The 23,903-nt window shown below is 68.4% G+C and carries 24 protein-coding genes; 6 read left to right on the top strand and 18 right to left on the bottom strand.

All coding sequences use genetic code 11. The annotated features are described in order from the left end of the window. Positions 1–93 precede the first annotated feature (93 nt). Positions 94–639 carry a hypothetical protein gene (locus RCO27_RS07030; RefSeq protein WP_309001961.1) on the top strand — a complete coding sequence of 182 codons (546 nt, stop codon included), beginning with the start codon at positions 94–96 and terminating at the stop codon, positions 637–639. A 62-nt stretch (positions 640–701) separates the two neighbouring features. Here RCO27_RS07030 and RCO27_RS07025 read toward each other — a convergent pair whose 3' ends face one another. Continuing rightward, positions 702–2,081 carry a glutamate ligase domain-containing protein gene (locus RCO27_RS07025; RefSeq protein ID WP_309001960.1) on the bottom strand — a complete coding sequence of 460 codons (1,380 nt, stop codon included), beginning with the start codon at positions 2,079–2,081 and terminating at the stop codon, positions 702–704. A 49-nt stretch (positions 2,082–2,130) separates the two neighbouring features. Between RCO27_RS07025 and RCO27_RS07020 the strand changes: the two genes are divergently transcribed. The 3 genes from RCO27_RS07020 to RCO27_RS07010 all read left to right on the top strand — a co-directional run bounded on the left by RCO27_RS07020 (position 2,131) and on the right by RCO27_RS07010 (position 4,230). Continuing rightward, entirely contained in the window at positions 2,131–2,955 is an 825-nt protein-coding gene (locus tag RCO27_RS07020; protein WP_309001959.1) for an LD-carboxypeptidase, read from the top strand. Positions 2,956–3,077: 122 nt separating this feature from the next. Then, complete coding sequence (locus RCO27_RS07015) at positions 3,078–3,329, top strand: SWIB/MDM2 domain-containing protein (RefSeq protein ID WP_309001958.1); 252 nt, start codon at positions 3,078–3,080, stop codon at positions 3,327–3,329. A gap of 97 nt (positions 3,330–3,426) precedes the next feature. Beyond that, the gene (locus RCO27_RS07010) at positions 3,427–4,230 is read left to right on the top strand and encodes an AAC(3) family N-acetyltransferase (RefSeq protein ID WP_309001957.1); all 804 of its coding nucleotides are present in this window, start codon (positions 3,427–3,429) and stop codon (positions 4,228–4,230) included. On the opposite strand, the gene RCO27_RS07005 is transcribed toward RCO27_RS07010, so the two are convergent. The 13 genes from RCO27_RS07005 to RCO27_RS06945 form a co-directional block, all read right to left on the bottom strand. Beyond that, positions 4,227–6,272, bottom strand: a complete 2,046-nt coding sequence (locus RCO27_RS07005; RefSeq protein ID WP_309001956.1) for a TonB-dependent receptor domain-containing protein — start codon at positions 6,270–6,272, stop codon at positions 4,227–4,229. The genes RCO27_RS07010 and RCO27_RS07005 overlap by 4 nt on opposite strands. Before the next feature lie 93 nt (positions 6,273–6,365). Continuing rightward, positions 6,366–6,899: a hypothetical protein gene (locus RCO27_RS07000; protein ID WP_309001955.1), complete on the bottom strand. Its 534-nt coding sequence runs from the start codon at positions 6,897–6,899 to the stop codon at positions 6,366–6,368. 165 nt (positions 6,900–7,064) lie between these two features. Further along, entirely contained in the window at positions 7,065–7,466 is a 402-nt protein-coding gene (locus RCO27_RS06995) for a GFA family protein (RefSeq protein ID WP_309001954.1), read from the bottom strand. A gap of 79 nt (positions 7,467–7,545) precedes the next feature. Next, positions 7,546–8,847: an ATP-dependent protease ATPase subunit HslU gene (gene hslU / locus RCO27_RS06990; RefSeq protein ID WP_309001953.1), complete on the bottom strand. Its 1,302-nt coding sequence runs from the start codon at positions 8,845–8,847 to the stop codon at positions 7,546–7,548. A 116-nt stretch (positions 8,848–8,963) separates the two neighbouring features. Then, a complete protein-coding gene (locus RCO27_RS06985; RefSeq protein WP_309001952.1) occupies positions 8,964–10,037 on the bottom strand; it encodes an FAD-dependent oxidoreductase in 1,074 nt (357 codons plus the stop codon). A 73-nt stretch (positions 10,038–10,110) separates the two neighbouring features. Further along, a complete protein-coding gene (gene hslV, locus RCO27_RS06980) occupies positions 10,111–10,689 on the bottom strand; it encodes an ATP-dependent protease subunit HslV (RefSeq protein ID WP_374990369.1) in 579 nt (192 codons plus the stop codon). A gap of 149 nt (positions 10,690–10,838) precedes the next feature. Beyond that, positions 10,839–11,375, bottom strand: a complete 537-nt coding sequence (locus RCO27_RS06975) for an SRPBCC family protein (protein WP_309001950.1) — start codon at positions 11,373–11,375, stop codon at positions 10,839–10,841. Beyond that, positions 11,372–11,692, bottom strand: coding sequence for a metalloregulator ArsR/SmtB family transcription factor (locus RCO27_RS06970; protein WP_309001949.1), 321 nt, complete (start codon positions 11,690–11,692; stop codon positions 11,372–11,374). The genes RCO27_RS06975 and RCO27_RS06970 overlap by 4 nt, the downstream gene beginning before the upstream one ends. Positions 11,693–11,734: 42 nt before the next feature. After that, positions 11,735–12,001, bottom strand: coding sequence for a hypothetical protein (locus tag RCO27_RS06965; protein ID WP_309001948.1), 267 nt, complete (start codon positions 11,999–12,001; stop codon positions 11,735–11,737). Between the two features lie 71 nt (positions 12,002–12,072). Then, positions 12,073–14,184: an NAD-dependent DNA ligase LigA gene (gene ligA / locus RCO27_RS06960; protein ID WP_309001947.1), complete on the bottom strand. Its 2,112-nt coding sequence runs from the start codon at positions 14,182–14,184 to the stop codon at positions 12,073–12,075. Continuing rightward, complete coding sequence (locus RCO27_RS06955; RefSeq protein WP_309001946.1) at positions 14,181–14,897, bottom strand: dienelactone hydrolase family protein; 717 nt, start codon at positions 14,895–14,897, stop codon at positions 14,181–14,183. The genes ligA and RCO27_RS06955 overlap by 4 nt, the downstream gene beginning before the upstream one ends. Beyond that, positions 14,894–16,546 (bottom strand): DNA repair protein RecN, encoded by a 1,653-nt coding sequence (gene recN / locus RCO27_RS06950; protein WP_309001945.1) that lies wholly within the window; start codon positions 16,544–16,546, stop codon positions 14,894–14,896. Before recN ends, RCO27_RS06955 begins: the two co-directional genes overlap by 4 nt. A 170-nt stretch (positions 16,547–16,716) precedes the next feature. Further along, positions 16,717–17,604, bottom strand: coding sequence for an outer membrane protein assembly factor BamD (locus RCO27_RS06945; protein WP_309001944.1), 888 nt, complete (start codon positions 17,602–17,604; stop codon positions 16,717–16,719). 130 nt (positions 17,605–17,734) lie between these two features. On the opposite strand from RCO27_RS06945, the gene RCO27_RS06940 reads away from it, so the two are divergent. Beyond that, a complete protein-coding gene (locus RCO27_RS06940) occupies positions 17,735–18,898 on the top strand; it encodes a glycosyltransferase (protein WP_309001943.1) in 1,164 nt (387 codons plus the stop codon). On the opposite strand, the gene RCO27_RS06935 is transcribed toward RCO27_RS06940, so the two are convergent. The 4 genes from RCO27_RS06935 to yajC all read right to left on the bottom strand — a co-directional run bounded on the left by RCO27_RS06935 (position 18,895) and on the right by yajC (position 22,265). After that, positions 18,895–19,275, bottom strand: a complete 381-nt coding sequence (locus tag RCO27_RS06935) for an Mth938-like domain-containing protein (protein WP_309001942.1) — start codon at positions 19,273–19,275, stop codon at positions 18,895–18,897. The two genes, RCO27_RS06940 and RCO27_RS06935, sit on opposite strands and share 4 nt — an antisense overlap. Beyond that, positions 19,256–20,236, bottom strand: a complete 981-nt coding sequence (gene secF, locus RCO27_RS06930; RefSeq protein WP_309001941.1) for a protein translocase subunit SecF — start codon at positions 20,234–20,236, stop codon at positions 19,256–19,258. Before secF ends, RCO27_RS06935 begins: the two co-directional genes overlap by 20 nt. 108 nt (positions 20,237–20,344) lie before the next feature. Beyond that, positions 20,345–21,928, bottom strand: coding sequence for a protein translocase subunit SecD (secD, locus tag RCO27_RS06925; RefSeq protein ID WP_309001940.1), 1,584 nt, complete (start codon positions 21,926–21,928; stop codon positions 20,345–20,347). 1 nt (position 21,929) lies between these two features. After that, the gene (gene yajC, locus RCO27_RS06920) at positions 21,930–22,265 is read right to left on the bottom strand and encodes a preprotein translocase subunit YajC (protein ID WP_309001939.1); all 336 of its coding nucleotides are present in this window, start codon (positions 22,263–22,265) and stop codon (positions 21,930–21,932) included. 247 nt (positions 22,266–22,512) lie between these two features. Between yajC and RCO27_RS06915 the strand changes: the two genes are divergently transcribed. Continuing rightward, on the top strand, positions 22,513–23,427 hold the full coding sequence (locus RCO27_RS06915; protein ID WP_309001938.1) for a transglutaminase family protein: 915 nt from the start codon (positions 22,513–22,515) through the stop codon (positions 23,425–23,427). The last annotated feature ends 476 nt before the right edge of the window (positions 23,428–23,903 follow it).

Raw genomic sequence — 23,903 nt, 5'->3', positions numbered from 1 at the left:
ATTCAATTCTGAACGCGGAGCGGCGATTTGGTTAACGGCTTTGAAAGCCGTTTGGGGGTAAATCCCGCGCCAGGGGCAAGAGGAGTGTGGGATATGAGTACGAGGACTCAGCCCAGCGGAGCGGTTGCACTGGCTGAGATGAAAGAGTTCGCGAGCTTCGCGAAGGGCACGCAGCGTTACATCCGCCGGTCGCTTGATATCGGACTCGGCCGTCGTGACGCGGTGAAGCGCTGGTCGCGCGATCCCGGCGAGGCGGTCGGCATCCGTGCCCAGGAAAAGATCTACGGCCGGCTCGATCTCATTCGCGCCAGCGTGCCGGACGACAGCGGGATCGACGCGATGGAGCCGCTGATGGCGCCGCTGATCACGATGACGGCGTTCGATCTCGGCCAGGACCGGCTGCCCTGCTTCGCCTCCTATCGCTTCCTCTACGAGCGGCTGATCGGCGCCCATGTGCGGCCCTGGCTGCCCGGCGCCTTCTGCGCGGCGGCGGCGCTGCCGCATCTGCACCCCGATCGCCGGCGCGGGCTGCTCCAGTCGATCAGCGAAGCGGCAGCGACCGCGCCCGGCTGGTCGAACCGCGAGCCGGTCTTCTTCCCCGAATGGGTCGAGAAGGTCGACATGACGGTCGCCGGCTAAGGAATCTGGTCTCCCTGGACCAATGAAATGGCGGGCCTTCGGGTCCGCCTTTTTCATGTCGGCTAAAGTCGCGCGACGATATCTTCGGCGAACTGGGTCAGCGTGTCGTCACGCGCACCCATGACGACGATGCGGTCGCCGGGCCGGGCCAGCGCCGCGAGCCGCCGGGCGCACTCGCTGCGCTCCGGAATATGCTCGGCGAGGTGTCCGGCAGCTGCGACCCCGGCCACGATGTCGGCGGTCGCGACGCTGCGATCGGTGGTGCCGCCATAATAGACAGGATCGGGCATGATCAGGATGTCGTCCGGTGCCATTCCCCCGGCGAAGGTGGCGATCAGTTCCTCCTTCATCGTCCTGAGCGGGCCATAGCCGTGCGGCTGGAAGAACAGCAGCAGCCGGCCGGGGAAGGCGTGCAGCGTGCGCAGGGTGGCGGCGATCTTGTCGGGATTGTGCCCGAAATCGTCGATGACGGTGATGCCGTTCGCTTCGCCGACCTTCTCGAAGCGACGGCGGACGCCGGTGAAGCTGGACAGCGCCCCGGCGGCTTCGGCAAGCGGGACGCCCACTGCCGCGGCCGCGGCGAGTGCGGCGAGAGCATTCTCGGCATTGTGCCGGCCGGGCACCTGCAGCCGGACCGGAATGTCGCCGAGCCGGAACGAGACCGCATAGGGTTCTTCGACGATGTCCGTGCCGAACAGGTCGGCGGCCTCGTCCTCGAACGAATAGGTCTTGAGCCGTTCTGCGGGGAGTGCCGCGGCAAGCAGGCGGGTCTCGTCGTCATCGAGATTGAGCACGACCGTTTCCGCCTTGCCGGCGAAGTCGCGGAACAGGCGCCTGAGCTCGTCCAGCGACTTGTGGTCGAGGGTGATGTTGTTGAGGACGGCAATGCGCGGCCGGTAGAGCGCGATCGAGCCGTCGCTCTCGTCGACCTCGCTGACGAAGGCATCGCCGCTGCCGACCAGCGCGCTGGCGAAGGGCACGTCCGGGCTGACGAAATTCTTCATCACCGCCCCATTCATCACCGTCGGATCGCGCCCCGTCGCGTGGAGGATCCAGCCGATCATGCCGGTGACCGTCGATTTGCCGCTGGTGCCGCCGACCGCAATCCCCGCCCCGGCCGCATTGAACAGCTCGGCGAGCAGTTCGGGACGATTGAGCCGTTTCGCGCCCAGCTCCTTTGCCTTGACTACATCGGGCACCGTGTCTTCGATCGCGGCGGATGTGACGAAAATCTGGTCCCGGTCAACGAGGCCGCTGCCGTCCTGCGGGAAGAGGGCGATGTTGCGGCCCTTCAGGAATTCAAATTTAGCGGCCAGCCGGCCCTGGTCGAGTGTGCGGTCGGAGCCCGCGACGATTCCGCCGCGGCCCTGGACGATCAGCGCCAGCGGCAGCATGCCGCTGCCGCCGATGCCGGAGAAGAAATAGGATTTGGTGCCGGCCATCCGCCCGCCCTATTGGCAAGGGCCGGGATATTCAAACGGGATCGAGAAGATGCGCATCGCCATCGTCGCGCCAAGCTCCCGCTTCAGCGAGGAGGCGGCTGCGCGGGTGCGCGAGATCGCGGCCGCGCATTTCCCCGGCGTCGAGCTGTTCTTCCACCCGCAATGCTTCCTCACGCACAATCATTTCGCGGGCACGGACCAGGCACGGGCCGATGCGCTGGTTGAGGTCGCCGACGATCCCGCGTTCGACGCCATATGGTTCGCGCGGGGCGGTTATGGTGCCTGCCGGATCGCCGAGGATGTCATCGGCCGGCTCGGGCCGGCGGCGCGCGACAAGACGTATCTCGGCTACAGCGACGCCGGCTATCTGCTCGCCGGCCTCTACCGCGCAGGCTTCAAGGACCTCGCGCACGGACCGTTGCCTCAGGACGCGATGCGCGAGGGGGGAAAGGCCGCCGTCGTTCGCGCGCTCGGTTGGCTCGTCGAGGACAATCCGGCGTCGCTGGAGCCGGGTCTGAAGCCCGGGATGCGGCATGCCGCCTTCAATATCACCGTGTTCGGCCTGCTGCTCGGCACTCCGCTCGAGCCCGATCTTTCCGGGCACGTCCTCCTGCTCGAGGACGTCTCCGAACATGACTACCGGATCGACCGGGCCATGTTCCACATCACCGCGACGCCCTCGGTGCGCCGCCTCGCCGGCATCCGGCTCGGCCGGGTGAGCGACGTGCCGGCCAACGATCCCGACTTCGGCGAGGATGCGGAAGCGATCGTCCGGCACTGGTGCGCGCGCGCCGATATCCCGTTCCTGGGGCGCGCCGACATCGGCCATGATGCGGCAAATACCGTGGTCCCGTTCGGTTTGCCGCCTCTGTGAACCAGTCTATCCACAGAAAAGCCGCGCTTGGGCGCGCAAAAGGGGGCAAACGCCTCTGGTGCCCATTGCAAGGCCCTCCTTTGCGTCCTATCCGAATCGCCAGGATCCACAGGGAGGATAATATGGCAGGAGCTCAGAGCGGTTTGCAGCGGCCGGTAACCCCGTCCAAGGAACTGGCGGAGATCACCGGATCGGCGGCGCTGCCGCGCAGCCAGGTCGTCAGCAAGATCTGGGACCACATCAAGAAGAACAATCTGCAGAATCCGCAGAACAAGCGCGAGATCATCGCGGACGCGAAGCTGAGGGCGATCTTCGGCAAGGACAAGGTGTCGATGTTCGAGATGAACAAGCACCTGTCGCGCCACCTCAGCTAGAAGTCCTGCCGGCGAACGACCGGCTTCAGAGCACGCGAACCGCCCGACCGGCATGCGCCGGGAGGGCGGTTTTGCTTTCTGAATTCGGGAGTTCGCAATGACCAGCAAAGACTTATGTGACGACCTCAGCCGTCTGGGCGTTCGCCCGGGCGATCTCGTGATGGTTCATGCCTCGCTGCGCAGGCTCGGCCTCGCCCGCTCTGCCTGTGGAGAGGGGGGCGCCGATTTGCTCCTGGACGCGCTCGATGCGGCGGTGGGGCCGTCCGGCACGCTGATGATGGTGCTCGGCAGCCATTACCGAATGGACTGGGTGAACGACCGCCCGGTCGAGGAGCGCGCGGCGCTGCTCGCCGGCAGCGCGCCCTTCGTCCACGAAACGGCGCCGGCGATGACCGACGTCGGCTGGCTCGCCGAGGCGTTCCGGCAGCGGGCGGGCACGCTCCTCAGCGCCAATCCGAGCGGCCGCTTCGGCGCGCGCGGTGCCCGCGCGGCCGAGCTCGTCGCCGACCAGCCGTGGAACGACTATTACGGCCCCGACTCCCCGCTCGAGAAGCTCTGCGCCTGGGGCGGCCGTGTCCTGCGGCTCGGCGCCGATCCCGAGACGGTGACCGTGCTCCACTATGCCGAATATCTCGCCCGGCTGCCGGACAAGCGGCGGACGCGCTGGGACTATCTGATCGTCGGCGCCGACGGGCCCCGTCAGGTCTGGGTCGAGTGCCTCAACGACAATGCGGGGATCGCCCCCTATGACGGCGACGACTATTTCGCCGTCATCGTCCGCGCCTATCTGGCGCTCGCTCGGCACCGCGAGGGACAGGTCGGGCAGGCGGGGAGCGAGCTGATCGACGCCGCGGACCTGGTCGAATTCGGTGCCCGCTGGATGGAGGAGAATCTCGCTTAGCCGCGCCAGCGCAGGCCGAGCCACAGCGTGCGGGGCGTGCCGCGCTCGATGATGCCCGCGCCCGAAATGCCGGCGACGACGCGCGCGTCGGTCAGGTTCTCCGCGCGCGCCTCGACCGCCAGGGCGCGCGTCAGCGGCAGCACGCCGACCGCATCCACGGTTAGCGCGTCAGGAATGCGCTGGGCGTTGAGGTCGTCCTCATACTGGCTTCCGGCATAGCGCAGGCCGAGCGAGGCATAGGCGCCGCGCGGTCCCTCCCACGACAGGGAGGCGCTGGCACTGTGCCGGGGCGCCTGGGCGGGACGGAGACCGTCGAGCGGCGCGGCCGGGCCGTCGGCGCGGACCTCGGCATCGGCATAGGAATAGCCGGCGGCGAGGTGCCAGCGGCCGAGCCTGAGGCCGGCATCGATCTCCAGCCCGCGGCTGACGATCGCATCGATGTTCTGGCGTTGGCGATAGGCGCCGCCGGGCTGGACGAAGCCGACGCCGGGGAAGGTGCCGGGCCCGCGGCCCAGCGTCACGTTGGCGATCGCGTCCTCGAGCCGGTTGACGAAGAAGGTGACGCCGATCCGCGCATTGTCGGCCGGGACGAAATCGATCCCCGCTTCGACGCCCTCCACCGTCTCGGGTGCGAGCGCGGCATTGGCGGCGGTGGCGTCGATGCCGGCGCGGAACGGGCGATAGAGCTCGTTGAGCGTGGGCAGCCGCCAGCCGCGATAGGCGGCGGCGCGCAGCGTCAGCGGCGCGGCGATCCGCCAGGCGGCGCCGGCGCGCCCGGTCGGCTCCCAGCCGGCGCGGTCGGGGAAGGTGGTGTCGGTGAGCGGCGCCTGGGTGGCGAGAATGCGCTCGCGCAGGGTGCCGTCCAGGATCCGCCAGCGGTCGATCCGGCCGCCGGCGGTTAGCGTGACGGGACCGTGCTCCCAGCTTGCTTCAGCGAAGGCGCCGAGGGTGCGGGTGCGGCCGCCGGCGACGCGTCCGCGCGTGGGCGCGCCGGCGACGAACTGGAACAGCTCCTGGGTGCGTCCCTCGGTGTCGCGCCAGTCGGCGCCGAGGCGCAGCTCGACCTCGCCGAACCGGGGCCGCACCTCGGCACGCGCGCCGAGGCCGGTGGCCGGCACCGAATATTGATCGAGCGTCAGCGCGGCCGCCGTGCGGCCGGCGCTTACCGCCGCGAACTGATTGGCGAAGTCGCGGACCTGCACATAAGCGAGCAGCGAGAAGGGCAGGTCGCCGTGCCCGACCAGCCGCAGCGAGGCATCGGCGCCCGCGTTGCGGATGGCGCTGAACGCGGTGCCGCGCTCGCGCCGGTCGGTGAAGGCCGAGACATTGGCCTGCAGCTCGGTGCCCGCCGAAACCGCGGCGACGGCGCGCAGGCCGATGCTGGCCTGTTCATAAGGGGATGGGCGATCGGCCGGTCCGCGCTGTTCGGCGACGATCGGCACGAACCCGTCGCCGTGCGCGTAGGCTGCCGAGACGGTGAAGAAGCCGGTGCCAAGCCGCGCGCCATAGCCCGCATAGGCGTCGACGCCATCGCGGCTGCCATAGGCAAGGCCGGCGGCGAGGCCCGCCGCATCGTCCGGGCCGGCGCTGTCCATCTCGATCGACCCGGCAAGCGCGCCGGGGCCAGCGGTGCCGCTGCCGCCGCCGCGCACGACACGGATCCGGCCCAGCCGGCGCGGATCGTAGGCCGGCCAGGCGATCCAGCCGCCGAACGGATCGGTCTGCGGCACGCCGTCGAGGATCAGGAGCGCCCGGCTCGACGCATTACCACCGAGCGCACGCAGGGTCGCACCCTGGCTGGTCGGGTTGGCGGTGCGGGAATCGGAACGGCGGAACTGCTGGAAGCCGGGCACGTCGCGCAGCACGTCCTCCAGTCGGTTCGAGGCGCTGTGCGCCAGGCGTTCGCGCCCGATCGTCACCACGTCGTAGACCGCATCGGTCCGGGGCTCCTCAAGTCCGCGGCCGGTGACGACGATCTCGCTCTGGGCGACGGCGGGCGTCGCGGCGAAAAGCGGGATCAGGGCGAGGAAACGGGCGGTCACGGCCCGCGCCATACAACAAAAAGCCGCGCCGGCGAGAGGGCCGGCGCGGCGGATTGGGAGCTATTCGCTCAGTCCTTGAGTTCAGTGCTCGAGTTAGCCCGGGCTGCGCTGGCCCGCGGCCGCCTCAAGCTGGGCCTTGGTCATCGCGATGACGAGACCCTGGCCGTCCTTGCCGAAGCTCGAGATCGGCAGCTGGGCACGCACCGTGCCGGTGCTGACCACGGCGCCTTCCGCACTGACCGATTCGACCGTGCCGACCGGTGCCCCGGCCTGATCGCGCACCTGCGCGCCGGCCTGGATGTCGGCCGCGGTCGCCTGGGTCACGGCACCGGCGCTGGCCGGAGGCGTGGCCGACGGCTGGCTGGCCGACGGATCAGGCGTGGTCGACGCCGGGGGCGTCGCAGCCGGATCCGGAGTCTGGGTTACGGGATTCGCAGCCGGATCCGGAGTCTGGGTTGCAGGATCCGGGGTCTGCATCGACGGCTCTGCCGGCGGGGTCGGGGACTCGACCGGCTGCTGCATCGGCGTCTCCTGCCCGCTCGGCGGAGTGGTCTGCTCCTGGGCAGCGGCCGCGACCGGCAGCGCCAACACAGCGACAGCGGTCAACATCTTGATCTTAAACGTCATTGTTACCCTCCGTAGGTGAGATTTGGAGGGAGAACGCGGGCGTGCGCGATTCGGGTTCCAGCCAATCGGTGAATCGTTCGCTCTGGACGATGGCCGGCGAAACGAATGCAACAAAAGGTCGAAAAAACCGTAATAATACGGGGACTTCTGCGCGCTTTTCGAGCGCTATTCCATCGGCGGATAGCGTTCGAAGGCCGGGAGTTCGTGCGCTTTCTCCATCCAGCCGAGCCGTTCGGCGACCTGGACGTGCATTTCGGGCGTCACGTCCTCCGGATCATCGAGCGTCGCGATTTGGATATCGGCGATGCCGGGCAGGATCTCCGCATTATAGTAGAAGAGACCGGTCCCGCAGTCGGGGCAGAAATGCCGCCGGCCATGTTCGGACGAGGCATAGATTTTCGGCGCGCCCTGGAGGACCTTGAGGCCATCCTCCGGATAAGCCGTCCAGCCGACCAGCGGCGCGCCGGCATGGCGACGGCAGTCGCTGCAATGGCAAAGGCCGGTGTAGAACGGCGCACCCGTCACCTCGTAACGAATGGCGCCGCAATGGCATTGGCCGGTGGGCATCCCAAGTCCTCCCGTGATTCGCTGCCATCCGACGATGGCCGGAACATAGGAGGAACGCAATGACCTTGAAGGTAAGTATCTAGAGGACGTATTTGCTGAGATCGGCGTTGCGCGCGATGTCGGCGAGCTGGGCTTCGACATAGGCGGCGTCGACGCGGACGGTTTCGCCCCTGCGCTCCTCGGCGTCGTAGCTGACGTCCTCGAGCAATTTCTCCATCACCGTCTGCAGGCGGCGGGCGCCGATATTCTCGAGGCTCTCGTTCACCTCGGCGGCGATCTTCGCGAGCGCGCGGATGCCGTCCTCGGCGAACTCGACCGAAACGCCCTCGGTGCCGAGCAGGGCGCGATACTGCTCCGTCAGGCTCGCCTGCGTGTCCGAAAGGATGCGGACGAAATCCGCCTCGGTGAGCGCCTTCAGCTCGACGCGGATCGGCAGGCGGCCCTGCAGCTCGGGAAGCAGATCCGACGGCTTGGCGACGTGGAAGGCGCCCGAGGCGATGAAGAGGATGTGGTCGGTCTTCATCGGACCATATTTGGTGGCGACGGTCGTGCCCTCGATCAGCGGCAGCAGGTCGCGCTGCACGCCCTCGCGGCTGACCGAGCCGCCGCGCACGTCGCTGACCGCGATCTTGTCGATCTCGTCGAGGAAGACGATGCCATTGGCCTCGGCGTCCTTGAGCGCGGTGCGGTTGACGTCGTCGGGATCAAGCCGTTTGTCCGATTCCTCCTCGACCAGCTTGGCCAGCGCCTCGCGGACCGGCATCTTGCGCTTCTTGCGCGGCTGCTGGCCCATCGCCTTGCCCATCATCTCGCTGAGGTTGATCATGCCGACCTGGCCGCCCATGCCGGGGATTTCGAACGGCGTGTTGGGCTGGTCGAGAACGTCGATCTCGACCTCGCGATCATTGAGATGACCGTCGGCGAGCATCCGCTTGAAGCTCTCGCGGGTCGCGGCCGAGCTGTCCTTCCCGGTCAGTGCGTCGAGCAACCGCTCGATCGCCGCGGCTTCGGCGGCGCCCTTCACCGCCTCGCGGCGGCGCTCCTTCTCCAGCCGCACCGCCTCCTCGACGAGGTCGCGGGCGATCTGCTCGACGTCGCGGCCGACATAGCCGACCTCGGTGAACTTGGTCGCCTCGACCTTCACGAACGGCGCGTCGGCGAGCTTGGCGAGGCGCCGGCTGATCTCGGTCTTGCCGCAGCCGGTCGGCCCGATCATCAGGATATTCTTTGGCGTCACCTCGTCGCGCAGCCCTTCAGGAAGCTGCTGGCGGCGCCAGCGGTTGCGCAGCGCCACCGCGACGGCGCGCTTGGCCTCGTCCTGGCCGATGATGTGGGAATCGAGCGCGGCGACCACCGCCTTGGGGGTGAGGGCGTCGTTCATGCGTCCTGCTTTTCTGGGGGTGGCGTCGGCGTCCGGTTCGGGGGTCCCGCCAGTGTCCGGGAAAGTCGGTTCATAGTCCATATCGTGACGCTAGATTGGACTCGGGGCGAGGCAGTTCAAGCGGTGCAGCGGAAACCGCCGAACAGGCGCCGGTGCGACGCGAGGATGCGGGCGATGTCGTCCGGCTGCGGCGTCGCGTCCCAGACGCCGCGTTCGAACGTCCCGCCGAGGAGGATGCCGTCGGCGCGGGGAAACATGTAGCCGGCCTGGCCGGTGAAGGCGTAGCGGACCTCGGGCTGCGGCAGCAGCACGGCGAGCTGGCCGCGGATCGGCTCCAGCTCCGTGTCGTCGAACAGGGCGTGGGAGCCGAGGCCGGTGCAGTTGAACACCAGTCGCTCGGGCAGGGTGGCGATGTCGGCAGGCGTGGCGAAATCGCGGATGCGGATCGCGCCGCCGGCGATCTGCACGTCGCGGGCGAGCTCGCGCAGGAACCGGCCGGTTTCGACATATAGGGTGTCGAAGCGCGACAAGCCCTGGACCGGGAAGGGATGCTGTTCCGGTGAAAGCCGCTCTGCACCGGGATGGTGGCCGTCGGCGGGGGCATCTCCCTCGGTATAGGTCGGCAGCCAGCGGATGCCGTAATCGTCGCCGACCATGATCTGGAAGCGCCGCCAGCTGTAATCGAGTGCGGCGGCGAACTGGGCGCGCCATTGGGGCGAGACGGCGCTGTCGCGATAATGGCCGAACGGACTCCACTGGCCGCCGGCAATGTTCGAGGTCGTGTCGGGCGGCAGCGCTTTCGTGTAGATGGTGACGGGAAAGCCCGCCTCCTGGACCAGCCGGGCGGTGGTCAGGCCCATGATCCCCGCGCCGATCACCGCGACCGGACCGCCATGGCCTTGCAGGCCGAGCCCGGTCGCGAGCTTCGACGAGCCCCAGGACAGGGTGATCCCGGCGCCGCCATGGCCGTAATTGTGTACCAGCCTCTTGTCGCCGAGCGGCTCGGCGCGGACCACGAAGCCCGACGCGCGATAGGGGCGCAGGCCCGCGATCGTGCGGATGACGCGGTTCTCGGCGACATTCACCGGCGGCAGGCAGCCGCGCGGGATGAGGGGGCGGGTTGCGACGGTGGCGCAACCGGGGAGCGCAAGCGTGGCGGCGGCGGAGCCGATGAAGGCGCGGCGGTGCATCGCCCCACGCTAGCTTCCCGCGTCGCTTCGGCGAAGCCAGAATTTCTTGGGAGAGATCCGAGAAAAACCGGGGTCAGGCGGCGCCTTCGATCACCTCCACCGTCACGTTCTCGTTGGTGTAAACGCAGATGTCCGCGGCGATCTTCATCGCCTTGCGCGCGACCACTTCGGCGTCCTCCTCATAGTCGAACAGGGCAGTCGCGGCGGACAAGGCGAAATTGCCGCCCGAGCCGATCGCCGCGACGCCCGCCGCCGGCTCCAGCACGTCGCCATTGCCGGTGAGGATCAGCGTCACGTCCCTGTCGGCGACGATCATCATCGCCTCGAGATTGCGCAGATATTTGTCGGTCCGCCAGTCCTTGGCGAGCTCGACCGCGGCGCGCATCAGCTGGCCGTTATGCTGTTCGAGCTTGCGCTCCAGCCGGTCGAACAGGGTGAAGGCGTCGGCGGTCGCGCCGGCGAACCCGGCGATCACGTTGCCCCCCTTTTCGTCCTTAGCGCCCAGCCGACGGACCTTCCTTGCATTGGGCTTGATCACCGTCGACTGCAACGAGACCTGCCCGTCGCCGGCGATCACCGCCTTGCCGTTCTTGCGCACGCCGACGATCGTCGTGCCATGCCAGCTTTCCATCTGTGAGGAACTCCCGCTCATTGATGGGCGGGAATGTGGGATGTCGAAGCAAGTGCTGCAACGGTGGCGAGAGAAGCCGTCATTGCGAGGAGTGGAACGACGAAGCAATCCAGCGGGCTTCGGAGACCACACTGGATTGCTTCGCTTCGCTCGCAATGACGATCGAGGGGTTAGGCTGGCGTGCGCACCTCATATTCCTTTTCGAGGCGCTCGACCTTGTCCCAGAAGCGGCTGCGGGGGCCACCCTCGAGCACCTCCTGCAGCACGTCGAGATGGGTGTGCCAGCCGCCCGACACGCCGACCACCTCGCCGCGATTGGGCAGGCGGCGGTTGGTGAGGACGAGCCGGACCTTGTCGCCCTCTTCGCTGAGCTCGAAGCTCACCTCGGCGCTGCTGCTCTCCTCGTCCCAGGTGTGGACGAGGAGACGGGGCGGCTCGACCCGGACGATATGCCCCTTCATCCGGTGCTCGCCGCTCCATTTCTCCGGCGCGACCTCGTCGGGCTGGGCCAGCTCCCAGTTGCGCCAGACATATTCCATCTCGCCGCCGGGCTTCAGGTCCATGTCGCCATGGGCGAGCCATTTGGCGCGCTTGTCGGATTCAGTGAGATAGGCCCAGACCCGCTCGATCGGGCCGGGGAGAAGCCGTTCGAAGCGGACGGTGCCGGCTTCGGCGATGGTGCCGTAGTCGGCGGTCGCGGTGGTCATTGCTCGTCTCCTTCCTTGTCGTCTTCCTCCAACGCGCGTTCGAGCGCGTCGAGCCGGCCGCCCCAGAAGCGGCGCACCTTGGCGAACCAGTCCTCCATCTCCTCGAACCCGTCCGGATCGAGGCTGTAGATCCGCCGCTGGCCGTCGATCCGGACGCGGACGAGGCCCGCCTCGCGCAGCGTCTTCAGATGCTGGGAAACGGCCGGCGCGCTGATCGGGAAGCATTCGCCGATCGCACCGGCGGTGCGGTCGCCCGCGGCGAGCAGCTCGACGATGCCGAGCCGGGTCGAATCGGAAAGGGCGGCGAATCGGTTCATGTTCTCTTATTTCACGGTTTGCTTAATTAAGTCAACACGAAATTATCTACCCGTGCTGCGAACCCCGGCATCAGCCGCCTTGCGGCCGGCCGGGGAGGAACCGAATTCGTAGCCGATCACGGTCGATCCCCAGCCGAGCACCAGCCCGAGGGCGAGCAGCAGCGGCTCCAGATTCCCCTCCGGGATGGGAATGAAATAGAGCCCGGCGAGACCGAGCAGGCCACCGGTCAGCGCGACGATGCTGAGCAGCGCACGATAGCCCGCGAGGGTCCGCGGTGGCGGCACGGGAACGGAAAGCGACTCATCCATGACAACCTCCTTGCGAAGATTGTTTGAGTAACCTATTTGGTTATCTGTAGGAAAGTCTATTTACCAGATATTTAACCCGCCTCGGCGACGATCCTCAGCCAGGCCGCCTCGTCGATCACCTCGATCCCGAGCTCGGCCGCCTTCTTGAGCTTGGAGCCGGCACCGGGGCCGGCGACGACGAGATCGGTCTTCTTCGACACGTCGCCGGCGGCCTTGGCGCCGAGCGCCTCGGCCTGCGCCTTGGCCTCATCGCGGGAGAGGGCCTCGAGGCTGCCGGTGAAGACCACCGTCTTGCCGGTGACGGGGGATTGGCGGACCTCGTGAACGACATCGGCCGGCGCGACGCCGGCGGCGAAGATCGCCGCGACCACCTCGCGATTATGGCCCTCCTCGAAAAAGTCGAGCAGGGCATTGGCAACTTCCGGCCCGATATTCTGCGTGCCGACAGCCTCGACCACGGCCTTGTTGCGGCGCTGGAGGAACTTGCGCTCCTCCTCGCCGATCACCGGTTGCGTTTCATGGCGAAGCGCGAGCACGCCGTCGATCATCGTCTGGAACGCGTCCCAACTCCGGTAGCGGCGGGCGAGGTCGCGGGCCGTCACCTCGCCGACATGGCGGATGCCGAGCGCGAGCAGGAAGCGGTCGAGTGGCGGCATGCGGCGCGCATCGATCGCGTCGATCAGGTTCTGTGCCGAAACCTCCGCCCAGCGCTCGCGCGCGAGCAGATCATCCTTCTTCAGCGTGAAGATGTCGGCGGGCGATTGCATCAGGCCGTCGCGGAAGAAGGCCTCGATATGGGTGATGCCGAGCCCCTCGATGTCGAGCGCGTGGCGGCCGACGAAATGGCGCAGCCGCTCGACCCGCTGGGCCGGGCAGATCAGCCCGCCGGTGCAGCGGATGTCGACCTCGCCTTCCTCGCGCACCGCGTCCGAATCGCACTCGGGGCATTTGTCCGGGAAGACGTAGGCGGGCCGTTTCTCGTCCGGCGTCAGGTTCTCCAGCACCTGCGGGATCACGTCGCCGGCGCGCTGGATGCGCACCCGGTCGCCGACGCGCACGCCGAGCCGGGCGATCTCGTCGGCATTGTGCAGCGTTGCATTGGTGACGGTGACGCCGCCGACGCTGACCGGCTTCAGCCGCGCGACCGGGGTGAGCTTGCCGGTGCGGCCGACCTGGATGTCGATCGCCTCCAGGATCGTCTCGGCCTTCTCTGCGGGGAATTTGTGGGCCAGCGCCCAGCGCGGCGCGCGCGCGACCTGGCCGAGCCGGCGCTGCCAGTCGAGCCGGTCGACCTTGTAGACGACGCCGTCGATGTCGAACGGCAGGTCGGCCCGCTTCGCCTCGATCTTGCGATACTGGGCGATGAGGCCGGTGACGTCGGTGAATAGGCCGATGTCGTGCGAGATCGGCACGCCCCAGCTCTTGATCGCACGCATCACGCCCGATTGGGTGTCGGCGGGCAGCGCCGAGACCTCGCCCCAGCCATGGGCGTAGAAGCGCAGCGGTCGCGACCGCGTCACGGCGGCATCCTTCTGGCGCAGCGAACCGGCGGCGGCGTTGCGCGGATTGGCGAATTGGCGCGCCTTGTCCGGGTCCTCCGCTTCCGCGAGCAGCCGGGCGTTGAGCGCCGCGAAATCGGCCTTGGACATGTAGACCTCGCCGCGGATCTCGAAGATGTCGGGCACGTCGCCGGACAGGCGTTGCGGGATGTCTCCAATGGTGCGGGCATTGGGCGTCACGTCCTCGCCGGTGGTGCCGTCGCCACGGGTCGCAGCGAGGACGAGCACGCCCTTCTCGTAGCGCAGCGAGCAGGAGAGGCCGTCGATCTTGGGCTCGGCGGTGACGGCCACCTCGGCGTCGTCGGTGAGATTCAGGTAGCGCCGGACGCGGGCGAGGAATTCCGCTACCTCCTCCTCGGAAAAGGCGTTGTCGAGGCTGAGCATCTGGAGCGCATGCGCGACCTTGGCGAGATGCCCGGCCGGCGCGGCGCCGACCTGCTTCGACGGACTGTCGGCCCGGACGAGATGGGGGAACTGCCGCTCCAGCTCGGCATTGCGCCGGGTCAGCGCGTCATAGTCGGCGTCCGAAATCTCCGGCGCGTCGTCGGTGTGGTAGAGCCGGTTGTGCCGCGCGATCTCCGCGGCCAGCCGCTCGAGCTCGGCAGCGGCTTCGGCCTCGGTCACGCCAGCACCTCGGCGAGGAACGCCTCCAGCGACGCCCAGGATCGCCGCGCCGCGGTCTCGTTGTAGACGACGCCGCGCTCCGGCAGGTTGGCCTCCGGATTGGTGAAGCCATGGGCGGTGTGGCCATAGCCATGGATCTGCCAGTCGGCGCCGGCCGCGGTCAGCTCGGCGGCCAGAGCGACGACCTTCTCGGGCGGCACCATCGGGTCGCCCCAGCCGTGGAAGGCAACCACTCGCGCGGCGATCGGCACGCCATCCAGATTGCCGGGCGGATCGAACAGGCCGTGAAAGCTTGCGACGCCGCGCACGTCGGTTCCGGTCCGCGCCAGATCGAGCGCGCAGAGGCCGCCGAAGCAATAGCCGATCGCCGCGACCCTGTCGGCGTCGACCGCTTCCTGCGCCCGCATCGTCGCCAGCACATGGAGCAGCCGGTCCTGCAGCTTCGCGCGATCGGCGAGCAAGGCCAGCATCATCTCCCGGCATTCCTCGCGCGGCAGGCCGATATTGGCCTTGCCGTAGAGATCGGCGACGAATGCGGTGTAGCCGCGTTCGGCCAGCTGCCGGGCGAAGCCGAGCTCAAGATCGGAGCGTCCGACCACGGTCGGGAAGATCAGGACCGCCGGCGATGGTCCGCGCGCTGTATTGTAGACGAGCAGCCCCTCCAGCTCAGTATCCTCGAACTGGCTCGAAACGGGCGTCACTTCAATCGTCATGCTGCCTCCAGAAGTCGTGCCGCCTGTGCCCGTGCCTCGTCGGTCACCTCGGCGCCGGAGAGCATGCGGGCGATCTCCTCGCGGCGGCGGGCCGGGTCGAGCGCCTGGACGCTGGTGCGGGTGACGAGGCCGTCATGGCTCTTCTCGATGAGCAGGTGCCGCGCGCCGCGCGCCGCCACCTGCGGCGAATGGGTGACGACGATCACCTGGCCGGCGTCGGCGAGCCGGTGCAGCCGCTCGCCGACCGCGCTGGCGACGGCGCCGCCGACGCCGCGGTCGATCTCGTCGAAGATCATCGTCGTCGCGCCGCCTTCCTCGGCCAGCGCGACCTTGAGCGCGAGGATGAACCGGCTGAGCTCGCCGCCGGACGCGATCCTGGTCAGCGGGCCGAACGGCGCGCCGGGATTGGTCGAGACCTCGAACGCGACCCTGTCGATGCCGGCGGCGGAGGGCTCGGCCGGTTCGATCACGGTGCGGAAGCGGGCGGCATCGAGCTTGAGCGGCGCCAACTCCGCCGCGACGGCGGCGTCGAGGCGCTGGGCGGCGGCGCGGCGGGCATGGCTCAGCGCCTCGGCCGCATGGTCATAGTCGCCCCGGCCGCCGCGGACCGCCTCTTCGAGCATGGCCAGGCGTTCCTCGCCGGCCTCGATCGCTCCAAGCTTGCGAGCCAGCTCCTCGCGCAGTGCGGGCAGGGCATCGGGCTCGACCCGATGCTTGCGGGCGAGCGCGCGGATGTCGAACAGGCGCGTCTCGGCGGCCTCCAGCCGGGCGGGATCGAAGGCAAGCGCCTCGCCGGCGCGCTCCAGCGCCGTCTCGCCCTCCGACGCCTCGATGACCGCGCGGTCGAGCGCCGCCAGTGCCTCGGCGAGCAGCGGATGCTCGGGCGCGATCCGGTCGAGCCGCCGCGCCGCCTGGCGGAGCTGGGCGAGGCCGCCCTCGGAACCCTGAACCAGCGCGTTCACGGCTTCGAGCTCGTCGCCCAGCTTCGCCCCGGCCTGCATGCCGGCACGAAGGCTGGCGAGGCTTTCCTCCTCGCCCGGCTGCGGATCGAGCTGCTCCAGTTCGCCGACCGAATGGGTCAGCCATTCGCGGTCCCGTTCCGCTTCCTCGTAGGTGCGGCGGGCCTCGGCTAAAGCGTCCTCCGCCTCGCGCAGCCGCTGCCACGCCGCGGTTGTGGGCGCCGTGTCGAGGGCGCCGTAGGTGTCGAGCAGCGCACGGTGGCCGCGCGGATTGAGCAGGCCGCGCTCGTCATGCTGGCCGTGGATCTCGACCAGCAGGGCGCCCAGCTCGCGCAGCAGCCCGGCCGAGACCGACTGGTCGTTGACGAAGGCGCGGCTGCCGCCGTCGGCGCGCACGACGCGGCGGATCGTCAGCGGCTCGCCCGGCTCGCCGTCCAGGCCATTCTCCTTGAGCAGCGCGATGGCGTCGTGGGCCCTGGGCAAGTCGAAGCTGACGCTCACCGTCGCCTGCGTCTGGCCGGCGCGGACGAGGCCGGTATCGGCCCGCGATCCGAGCGCCAGCCCGAGTGCGTCGAGGAGGATCGACTTGCCGGCGCCGGTCTCCCCGGTCAGCACGCCGAGCCCGCCCGAAAATTCGAGGTCGAGCGTGTCGATCAGGACGACGTCGCGGATCGAGAGGCCGGTCAGCACGACGGCCTCCTCAGGAGGTCGTCGCCCCGGCGAAGGCCGGGATTGGGGAGGTCGCCATGCCCCCGGCATGGCTGCGGACTGTGGGGCAGTCCGCACCGACCCAATCAGCTCGCCTGCCGTGCCTTTCCGTCCTGGGATCCCGGCCTGCGCCGGGATGACGGCCAGGCATCCTAGTCTGCCGGGGTTTCGGCCGGAGCCGGCGTCGGCTGGGCCGGTTCCGCAGGAGCCGGCACGGGCGTCGGCGGCGCGGGCGGTGTCGCCGCGGCCTGGCCCCGCCGATCGTTGCGCTGCATCAGCTGATAGGCGCGCTGATACCAGCGGCTCTCCGGATAGTTGGCGCCGAGCACCGCTGCCGAGCGCTGCGCCTGATCGGGAATGCCGAGCGCGAGGTAGGATTCGGTGAGGCGCATCAGCGCTTCCGGCGTGTGGCTGGTCGTCTGATACTGGTCGATCACGGTGCGGAAGCGGATCACCGAGGCGAGCCACTGGTTGCGGCGCTGGTAGAAGCGGCCGATCTCCATCTCCTTGCCGGCAAGATGGTCGTTGACCAGATCGATCTTCAGCCGCGAATCGTCGGCATAGGAGGTGCCGGGATAGCGGCGGACGACTTCGCCCAGGGCATCGAGCGCCTGCCGGGTGATCGCCTGGTCGCGGGTCACGTCGCTGATCTGCTCGTAATAGTTGAGCGCGATCAGATAGAGTGCGTAGGGGGCGTCGCGATTGCCCGGATGGATCGACAGGAAGCGCCGGGCGGATTCGATCGACTTGGTGTGGTCGCCGGCCGCATAGTAGGAGAAGGCGCTCATCAGCTGCGCCCGGCGTGCCCAGACCGAATAGGGATGCTGGCGCTCGACCTCGTCGAACAGCGCCGCGGCCTGCGCATAGTTGCGCCGCTGCAGACGGTCGTAGGCGGCGTTGTAGAGCGTGTTCACGTCACGGGCGACATAGCGCTGGTCGATCCGGTTGTTGTTCCGGCCACCCAGCGCGCCGCAGCCCGCAAGCGGGACAAGCGCGGCAGCGATGGCGAGGAGCGCGACGGGGCGGGGAAAGCTGTGCATGGCGGGCTTCTTAGCGGAGGCTCGGGACAAGGCCAAGCGGGCTCGCGCATCTGCGCCGGACGGGGCTGAACAGCGGTTGAACGCAGGGGCCTTAACCCCGCGATAGGCGACCTGTGCTACGGCGCGCGCGATGCTGCGTGTCCTTACCCTGTCGACCCTGTTCCCGAACGCGCTGAAGCCGACGCTCGGCGTGTTCGTCGAGCGGCAGACGCTTGGCCTCGCCGCGCGCAAGGACGTGGCCGTGGAGGTCGTCGCGCCGGTGGGACTGCCGATCTGGCCGTTGTCGCGCCATCCGCATTATGCGCCACTCGCCGCGCTGCCGCGGCAGGAGAGCTGGAAGGGCCTGACCGTGCATCGCCCGCGCTACCGGGTCTGGCCACGTCTCGGCGTCGCGCTGACCGCGAGGAGCATCGCAAAGGCGCTGCTGCCCTTGCTCCGGGATATCCGTGCCCGCTTTCCGTTCGATGTCATCGACGCAGAGTTCTTCTGGCCGGACGGGCCGGCGGCGGTCCGGCTCGGACGGGCGCTGGGCGTCCCGGTGTCGATCAAGGCGCGCGGCAGCGACATTCACTATTGGACCGATCGTCCCGGCGTCCGATCGCGGATCATTGCGGCCGGGCGCGCCGCGGACGGGATGCTCGCCGTCAGCGAGGCGCTCAAGCGCGACATGGTCGCACTCGGCATGCCGTCCGACAGGATATCCGTGCATCGTACCGGCGTGGATATGGCTCGCTTCCAGCCTGTCGATCGCGGCGCGGCAAAGGCGGAACTCGGCCTCTCGGGGGCGTTGCTGGTGTGCGCCGGGGCGTTGATCGAACGCAAGGGGCAACGGATCGTGATCGAGACGCTGGCCCGATTGCCCGGCGCCAGCCTGATCCTGGTCGGCGAGGGACCGGACCGGCCGGTGCTCGAACGGATGATCCGGGACCGCGGCCTCAACGACCGGGTCAGGCTCGTCGGCAATCGCCCGCACGAGGAGCTGCCCCGATACCTCGCTGCCGCGGACCTGGCGCTGCAGCCGAGCCTGTCCGAAGGCCTCGCCAATGTGTGGGTGGAGGCGATGGCGTGCGGCACGCCCGTCGTCACATGCGACGTCGGCGGCGCGCGCGAGGCGATCGACCGGCCGGCCGCCGGCCGCCTGGTGGCGCGCGACGCCGAGGCCTTCGCGTCGGCGGCGGCGCAGATACTGGCAGACCCGCCGGGGCAAGACGAGGTTCGGGTTGCCGCAGAACGGTTTAGCTGGGAGAAGAACAGCGACCAGCTGTTCGCGCACCTGTCGGCGCTGGGGCGTTAGAGCGGCATCAGCGCGGCCGCGATCCAGCGGCCTTCGCCGCGGAGCAGGCCGAAGGTCCGGGCCGCCGCGCGGCTGCCCATCGCCTCGACGCCGATGCCCTTGTCCTCCAGCACCGCGACGAAGGCGCGCGGCGGAGGGGCGGTCGTCCTCCCGGTGCCGAGGACGACGAATTCCGGTGCCGGATCGAGGGCAAGCAGCGGCGCCACATCGGCGGCGGTCAGGTCGGCCAGGTCGGGGGCTTCCCACATGACCGCCCGTTCGGGCGTGAGCAGGACGGCCTCATAGGTCCGGCCGTCGATCTTGAACCGGTTTCCCGAAAAGCCCCGGACCAGCGGGCCGCCGGCCGCCGGCGTGCGCTCAAACCCGGGCGCCGTCATGGCTTTCGTTGCGCGGACCCCCACGCTCGGCGCGGCCCACCGGGTCTCTGGGCAGGAAGCTGTCGGAGGAGACCCCGAGCAGCGTCAGCACCGGCGACGAGACGTAGATCGACGAATAGGTGCCGACGAAGATGCCGATGAAGATCGCGATGGTGAGGCCGAAGATCACGTCCGGCCCGAACAGCAGCAGCGCGCCGAGCGCGAGCAGGATCGAGAGCGACGTCACCATCGTGCGCGACAGCGTCTCGTTCAGGGAAAGGTTGAGCAGCGGCACGATCTCCATCTTGCGGTATTTGCGCAGATTCTCGCGGATGCGGTCGTAGATGACGACCGTGTCGTTCAGCGAATAGCCGACGATGGTGAGGACCGCGGCGATCACGTTGAGGTTGAACTCGAGCTGGGTGAGGGCGAAGAATCCCATCGTCATCGCGACGTCGTGGAAGAGCGTGATCAGCGCGCCGACGCCGAACTGCCATTCGAACCGGACCCAGATGTAGATGGCGATGCCGAGCATCGCGAGCGCGATGGCGAGCGCGCCGGAGCGGAACAGCTCCTCGGAAACCTTGCCGGACACGGTCTCGACCGCGTCGAAGCGCGCGTCGGGATAGCGTTCGGAGATGGTCTGGCGGACCTGGCTCGCGACCTGCGCGGCCGCCGCTTCGCCACCCTCCGGCAGCGGCATGCGGATGGCGATGACGTTGGGTGCGCCGAACTCCTGCAGGGTGGATTCGCCATGGCCGAGGCCGTCGACCCGGTTGCGCAGGTCGTCGAGATCGGGCGCCTGCGCGAAGGTCACCTGCACGCTCTGGCCGCCGATGAAGTCGACGCCGAGGTTGAGGCCGCGGACCGCGACCAGCGCAATCGCCGCCGCGGTGATGAGGATCGACAGCATCAGCGCGACATGGCGCCACTTCATGAAATCGATGTTGGTGTTGTCGGGGACGAGCTTCAGCAGGCGCATGGGACTACATCCTTCCCGTCACCCCGGCGAAGGCCGGGGTCTCGTTGGGCCAGGCCGTGACTTCTTGTCCTGAGATCCCGGCCTTCGCCGGGATGACGAGAGTGATCGTCATATATGCAGTTCCTTCGGTCGCGCGCGGCGGATCCAGAGCGCCACCATCATCCGGGTGAGATTGACCGCGGTGAACACCGAGGTGACGATGCCGATCATCAGCACCACCGCGAAGCCGCGGATCGGGCCGGAGCCGAAGTAGAACATCAGGATCGCGGCGATCGTGTTGGTGATGTTGGCGTCGAAGATCGCGGTTTGCGCCTCGCGATAGCCCGATTCGAGCGCGTCGAGCAGTCTTTTGCCCTTGCGCTGCTCCTCGCGGATACGCTCGTTGATCAGCACGTTGGCGTCGACCGCGGCGCCGATGGTGAGCACGAAGCCGGCAATGCCGGGCAGGGTGAGCGTCGCATTGAAGAAGGCCATGATGCCGATGATCATGAAGCCGTTCACGATCAGGCCGATCGTCGTGTAGACGCCGAACCGGCCATAGGTCGCCAGCATGAAGACGATGACGGCGAGCGTCGCGATGATCGAGGCGATGACGCCGAGGCGGATCGAGTCGGCGCCGAGATCCGGACCGACGGTCCGCTCTTCGATAACGCTCAGTTCGACCGGCAGGCGGCCGGAGCGGAGCGAGATGGCGAGCGCGTTGGCTGTCTCGACGGTGAAGCTGCCGGAAATCTGCGCCGAGCCGCCGAGGATCGGCTCGTTGATGTTCGGCGCGGACAGAACGACGTTGTCGAGAATGATGGCGAACGGCTTGTTCACGTTCTCCTGCGTCACCCGGGCGAAGCGGCGGCTGCCGGCGCCGTCGAAGCGGATCGTGACGACCGGCTCGCCCTGCTGACCGAAGGCCTGCTGCGCGTCGGTGATCTGGTCGCCGGTGATCATCGCGCGGCGCTGGACGGCGATGCGGCCGCCGCCTTCGGCCATCGGCAGGATCTGGCTGCCGACCGGCGCACGGCCGGCCTGGAGCTGCTCGGGCGTCGCGGTCAGATCGACCAGCTTGAATTCGAGCCGGGCGGTGCGGCCGATCAGGTTCTTGAGCGCCTCGGGATCCTGCAGGCCCGGCACCTGGACCATGATCCGGTTCTCGCCCTGGCGGATGATCGTCGGCTCCAGCGTGCCGAGCGCATTGATGCGCCGGTCGATGACGTCGCGGGCGACGTCCATCGCCTGGTCGATCGCCTGGTTCTGGCCGGCCGAGGTCGGCCGCATGGTGATCCGGCTGCCCTCGACGTCGACCGACCATTCGGCGGTCGAGCCGAAGCCGGCGGGCTGGGCCAGCTGGCGGCCGAGGTCGCGGGCCTGGTTCACCTGTGCCGGATTGCGCACGATGAAGCTCAGCTGGCCGCCGCGCGCGGAGACCTCGCCGATCTGGATGCTGGCGCCGCGCAGTTCGCGGCGGAGATTGTCCTCCAGCGCCTCGGCGCGGGTCTGCGCCAGGCCGCTCGTGTCGGCCTCGAGCAGCAGGTGGCTGCCGCCGGCGAGGTCGAGGCCGAGGTTGATGTGGATGGCGCGGACGAAGCCGGGCAGCTGGTTGTAGGCACTGGCGGGGAGGAAGCTCGGCACCGCCAGCAGCACGCAGAGGGCGCTGAGGAGCGTGATGCCCCAGATCTTCCAGCTTGGGAAGTTCAGCATCTCAGTCGTTCGCCGCCTTGGTGCCGTGCGGGCGGATGTCGCTCAGCATCGATTTCACCACCCGGACGCGGGTGTTCGGGGCGATCTCGAGCTCGATCTCGTTCTCGTCGACCTTGGTGACCTTGCCGATCAGGCCGCCATTGGTAACCGCAACGTCGCGCGGCTTCACGTCCATGATCATCTGCTGGTGCTGCTTCATCCGCCGCTGCTGTGGGCGGATCAGCAGGAAGTAGAAGATGACGAAGATGAGGACGAGCGGGAAGATCTGGACCAGGAACCCGGCGGTCCCCCCCGATGCGGTCCCGCCGGTCGCGGCGAAGGCTGGCGATGCGAACATGTGGTCCTACCTGGGAATGGCCCGCCTCGAAGCGGACCCGTAAAGCGCGAGGCGACTATCATGGGTGTGGCCACTTGCCAAGGCAAGGCGAGCCGCCCCGAAGGCGCGACAAGTGTTGCGTTTCGGCACCGCCGCTCCGCCCGGTCGGCTGGTACCGGGCCTTCTTCTGTGGCCGCCCATTTTCGGGCTTGCGAAATAGGATTTCGTTTGTTCTTCTTTTGTTCCAGATGGGCGAAAGGAGAGTCGCATGGCCGCGGCGGTTGCGGAGGCGGAGCGGGTTCAGCCGGCGGAGTCGCACGGCGTGGTGGCGGCGGTGCGCGCGATCCTGTCCGTGCCGGACGCGGAGCTGGACTATGGCAAGGCCAAGCTGGCGCTCGACCATCTCGTCGATCCCGGCTTCGATCCGGCCGCGGTCATGGCCGAGCTCGATGCGATGGCGGCGCGGGCGCTGGAGATGGCGGGCTCCGTTGCGGACGACGAGGCCAGGCTCGCGGCGCTGCGGCGGCTGATCTACCGGAGCGGCCCGTGGAACGGTCACCGGCCGTTCGCCTATGACCATGACAACCACAAGGGCGCGAACGTCCGGGTCAAGCTGATCTCCCACTATCTGGCGACGCGGCGCGGCGACTGCGTCTCCATGCCGATCCTGTTCCTGATCCTGGCGGAGAAGCTGGGCATCGACATGCGGCTCGCCAGCGCGCCGTGCCATGTCTTCCTGCGCTATCGCAACGCCGAGGGGCGCATGGTGAACCTGGAGGCGACCGGCGGCGCCGATCCGGCGCGCGACATCTGGCTCATCCGGACCCTCGGCATCAGCGCGCGATCGATCGCCAGCGGGCTCTACATGCAGACCCTGTCGCGCCGCGAGGGCATCGCGCTGATGGCAATGGCGAACATCCAGCATCTGCGCGACAGCAGGCGCTACGAGGAGGGGATCGCCGTCTGCGAGGCGATCCTCGAACACTATCCGCGCAACGCGCTTGCCCTCGTCAACATGGGCGGCATGTACGAGCGCATCCTGCGGCGCGACTTCCTCGACCGCTACGGGATGCAGGCGCTCGTCCCGATCCACCTGCAGCCGCGCTACCAGTTCCTGTGGTGCCGCAACCGCGCAATCTTCACCACGGCCTTCGCGCTGGGCTGGGAGCCCGAGACCGGCTGACTGAGGACGGCAGAACGCCGTCGATCCTGCCCTGAACCTGTCGAATGAGGAGACGAGACATGTTGACGATGACCACAAGAGCGTCGGGCCACGAATGGGAGGCCAACCTGTGCGCCTATGTCGGGAACGATCCCATCAATTTCACCGATCCGAGCGGCCTCGTGGAAGACCCGCGCCGGGAAGATGGCGACGGCGACCGTTCGCAGGACCCGATCGTGGTCACGGCGAGCGTGTGCGCCGTGTTTCCGGATATGTGCGGACCTCGCGTGGTTCCGGCCATACGCATCGATCCTGTATGGGGAACCGGACCTCGGCCGAGAGAGCAGGTCGAAGAGGAAATCGTGGTGACGGGAGTTCGTGTTAGACAGCCGGCTCCCAGGCTGAGGGCATCCCATGGCCTATTCTCCACTGCGTCTGTATCCTGGGATGAAAGAGATGCCGCAGCCGAGGAGGACTATGCTGTTTGTCGGTCACTA

The organism is Sphingosinicella sp. LHD-64 (assembly GCF_031157375.1).
Classification (GTDB): Bacteria; Pseudomonadota; Alphaproteobacteria; order Sphingomonadales; family Sphingomonadaceae; genus Allosphingosinicella.
The sequence above is the reverse complement of the archived record's forward strand: the minus strand, read 5'-3'. Positions and strand labels throughout refer to the sequence as shown.

Coding starts and splice junctions, on each gene's coding strand:
- RCO27_RS07015 (WP_309001958.1), top strand. CDS start 3,078: ATGGCAGGAGCTCAGAGCGGTTTGCAGCGGCCGGTAACCCCGTCCAAG.
- RCO27_RS06935 (WP_309001942.1), bottom strand. CDS start 19,275: ATGACGGCGCCCGGGTTTGAGCGCACGCCGGCGGCCGGCGGCCCGCTG.
- yajC (WP_309001939.1), bottom strand. CDS start 22,265: ATGTTCGCATCGCCAGCCTTCGCCGCGACCGGCGGGACCGCATCGGGG.
- RCO27_RS06985 (WP_309001952.1), bottom strand. CDS start 10,037: ATGCACCGCCGCGCCTTCATCGGCTCCGCCGCCGCCACGCTTGCGCTC.
- RCO27_RS06915 (WP_309001938.1), top strand. CDS start 22,513: ATGGCCGCGGCGGTTGCGGAGGCGGAGCGGGTTCAGCCGGCGGAGTCG.
- RCO27_RS07000 (WP_309001955.1), bottom strand. CDS start 6,899: ATGACGTTTAAGATCAAGATGTTGACCGCTGTCGCTGTGTTGGCGCTG.
- hslV (WP_374990369.1), bottom strand. CDS start 10,689: ATGAGCGGGAGTTCCTCACAGATGGAAAGCTGGCATGGCACGACGATC.
- RCO27_RS06970 (WP_309001949.1), bottom strand. CDS start 11,692: ATGAACCGATTCGCCGCCCTTTCCGATTCGACCCGGCTCGGCATCGTC.
- secD (WP_309001940.1), bottom strand. CDS start 21,928: ATGCTGAACTTCCCAAGCTGGAAGATCTGGGGCATCACGCTCCTCAGC.
- secF (WP_309001941.1), bottom strand. CDS start 20,236: ATGCGCCTGCTGAAGCTCGTCCCCGACAACACCAACATCGATTTCATG.
- RCO27_RS07025 (WP_309001960.1), bottom strand. CDS start 2,081: ATGGCCGGCACCAAATCCTATTTCTTCTCCGGCATCGGCGGCAGCGGC.
- hslU (WP_309001953.1), bottom strand. CDS start 8,847: ATGAACGACGCCCTCACCCCCAAGGCGGTGGTCGCCGCGCTCGATTCC.
- RCO27_RS06945 (WP_309001944.1), bottom strand. CDS start 17,604: ATGCACAGCTTTCCCCGCCCCGTCGCGCTCCTCGCCATCGCTGCCGCG.
- RCO27_RS07020 (WP_309001959.1), top strand. CDS start 2,131: ATGCGCATCGCCATCGTCGCGCCAAGCTCCCGCTTCAGCGAGGAGGCG.
- RCO27_RS06940 (WP_309001943.1), top strand. CDS start 17,735: ATGCTGCGTGTCCTTACCCTGTCGACCCTGTTCCCGAACGCGCTGAAG.
- RCO27_RS06995 (WP_309001954.1), bottom strand. CDS start 7,466: ATGCCCACCGGCCAATGCCATTGCGGCGCCATTCGTTACGAGGTGACG.
- RCO27_RS06965 (WP_309001948.1), bottom strand. CDS start 12,001: ATGGATGAGTCGCTTTCCGTTCCCGTGCCGCCACCGCGGACCCTCGCG.
- RCO27_RS06955 (WP_309001946.1), bottom strand. CDS start 14,897: ATGACGATTGAAGTGACGCCCGTTTCGAGCCAGTTCGAGGATACTGAG.
- RCO27_RS06975 (WP_309001950.1), bottom strand. CDS start 11,375: ATGACCACCGCGACCGCCGACTACGGCACCATCGCCGAAGCCGGCACC.
- RCO27_RS07030 (WP_309001961.1), top strand. CDS start 94: ATGAGTACGAGGACTCAGCCCAGCGGAGCGGTTGCACTGGCTGAGATG.
- RCO27_RS07010 (WP_309001957.1), top strand. CDS start 3,427: ATGACCAGCAAAGACTTATGTGACGACCTCAGCCGTCTGGGCGTTCGC.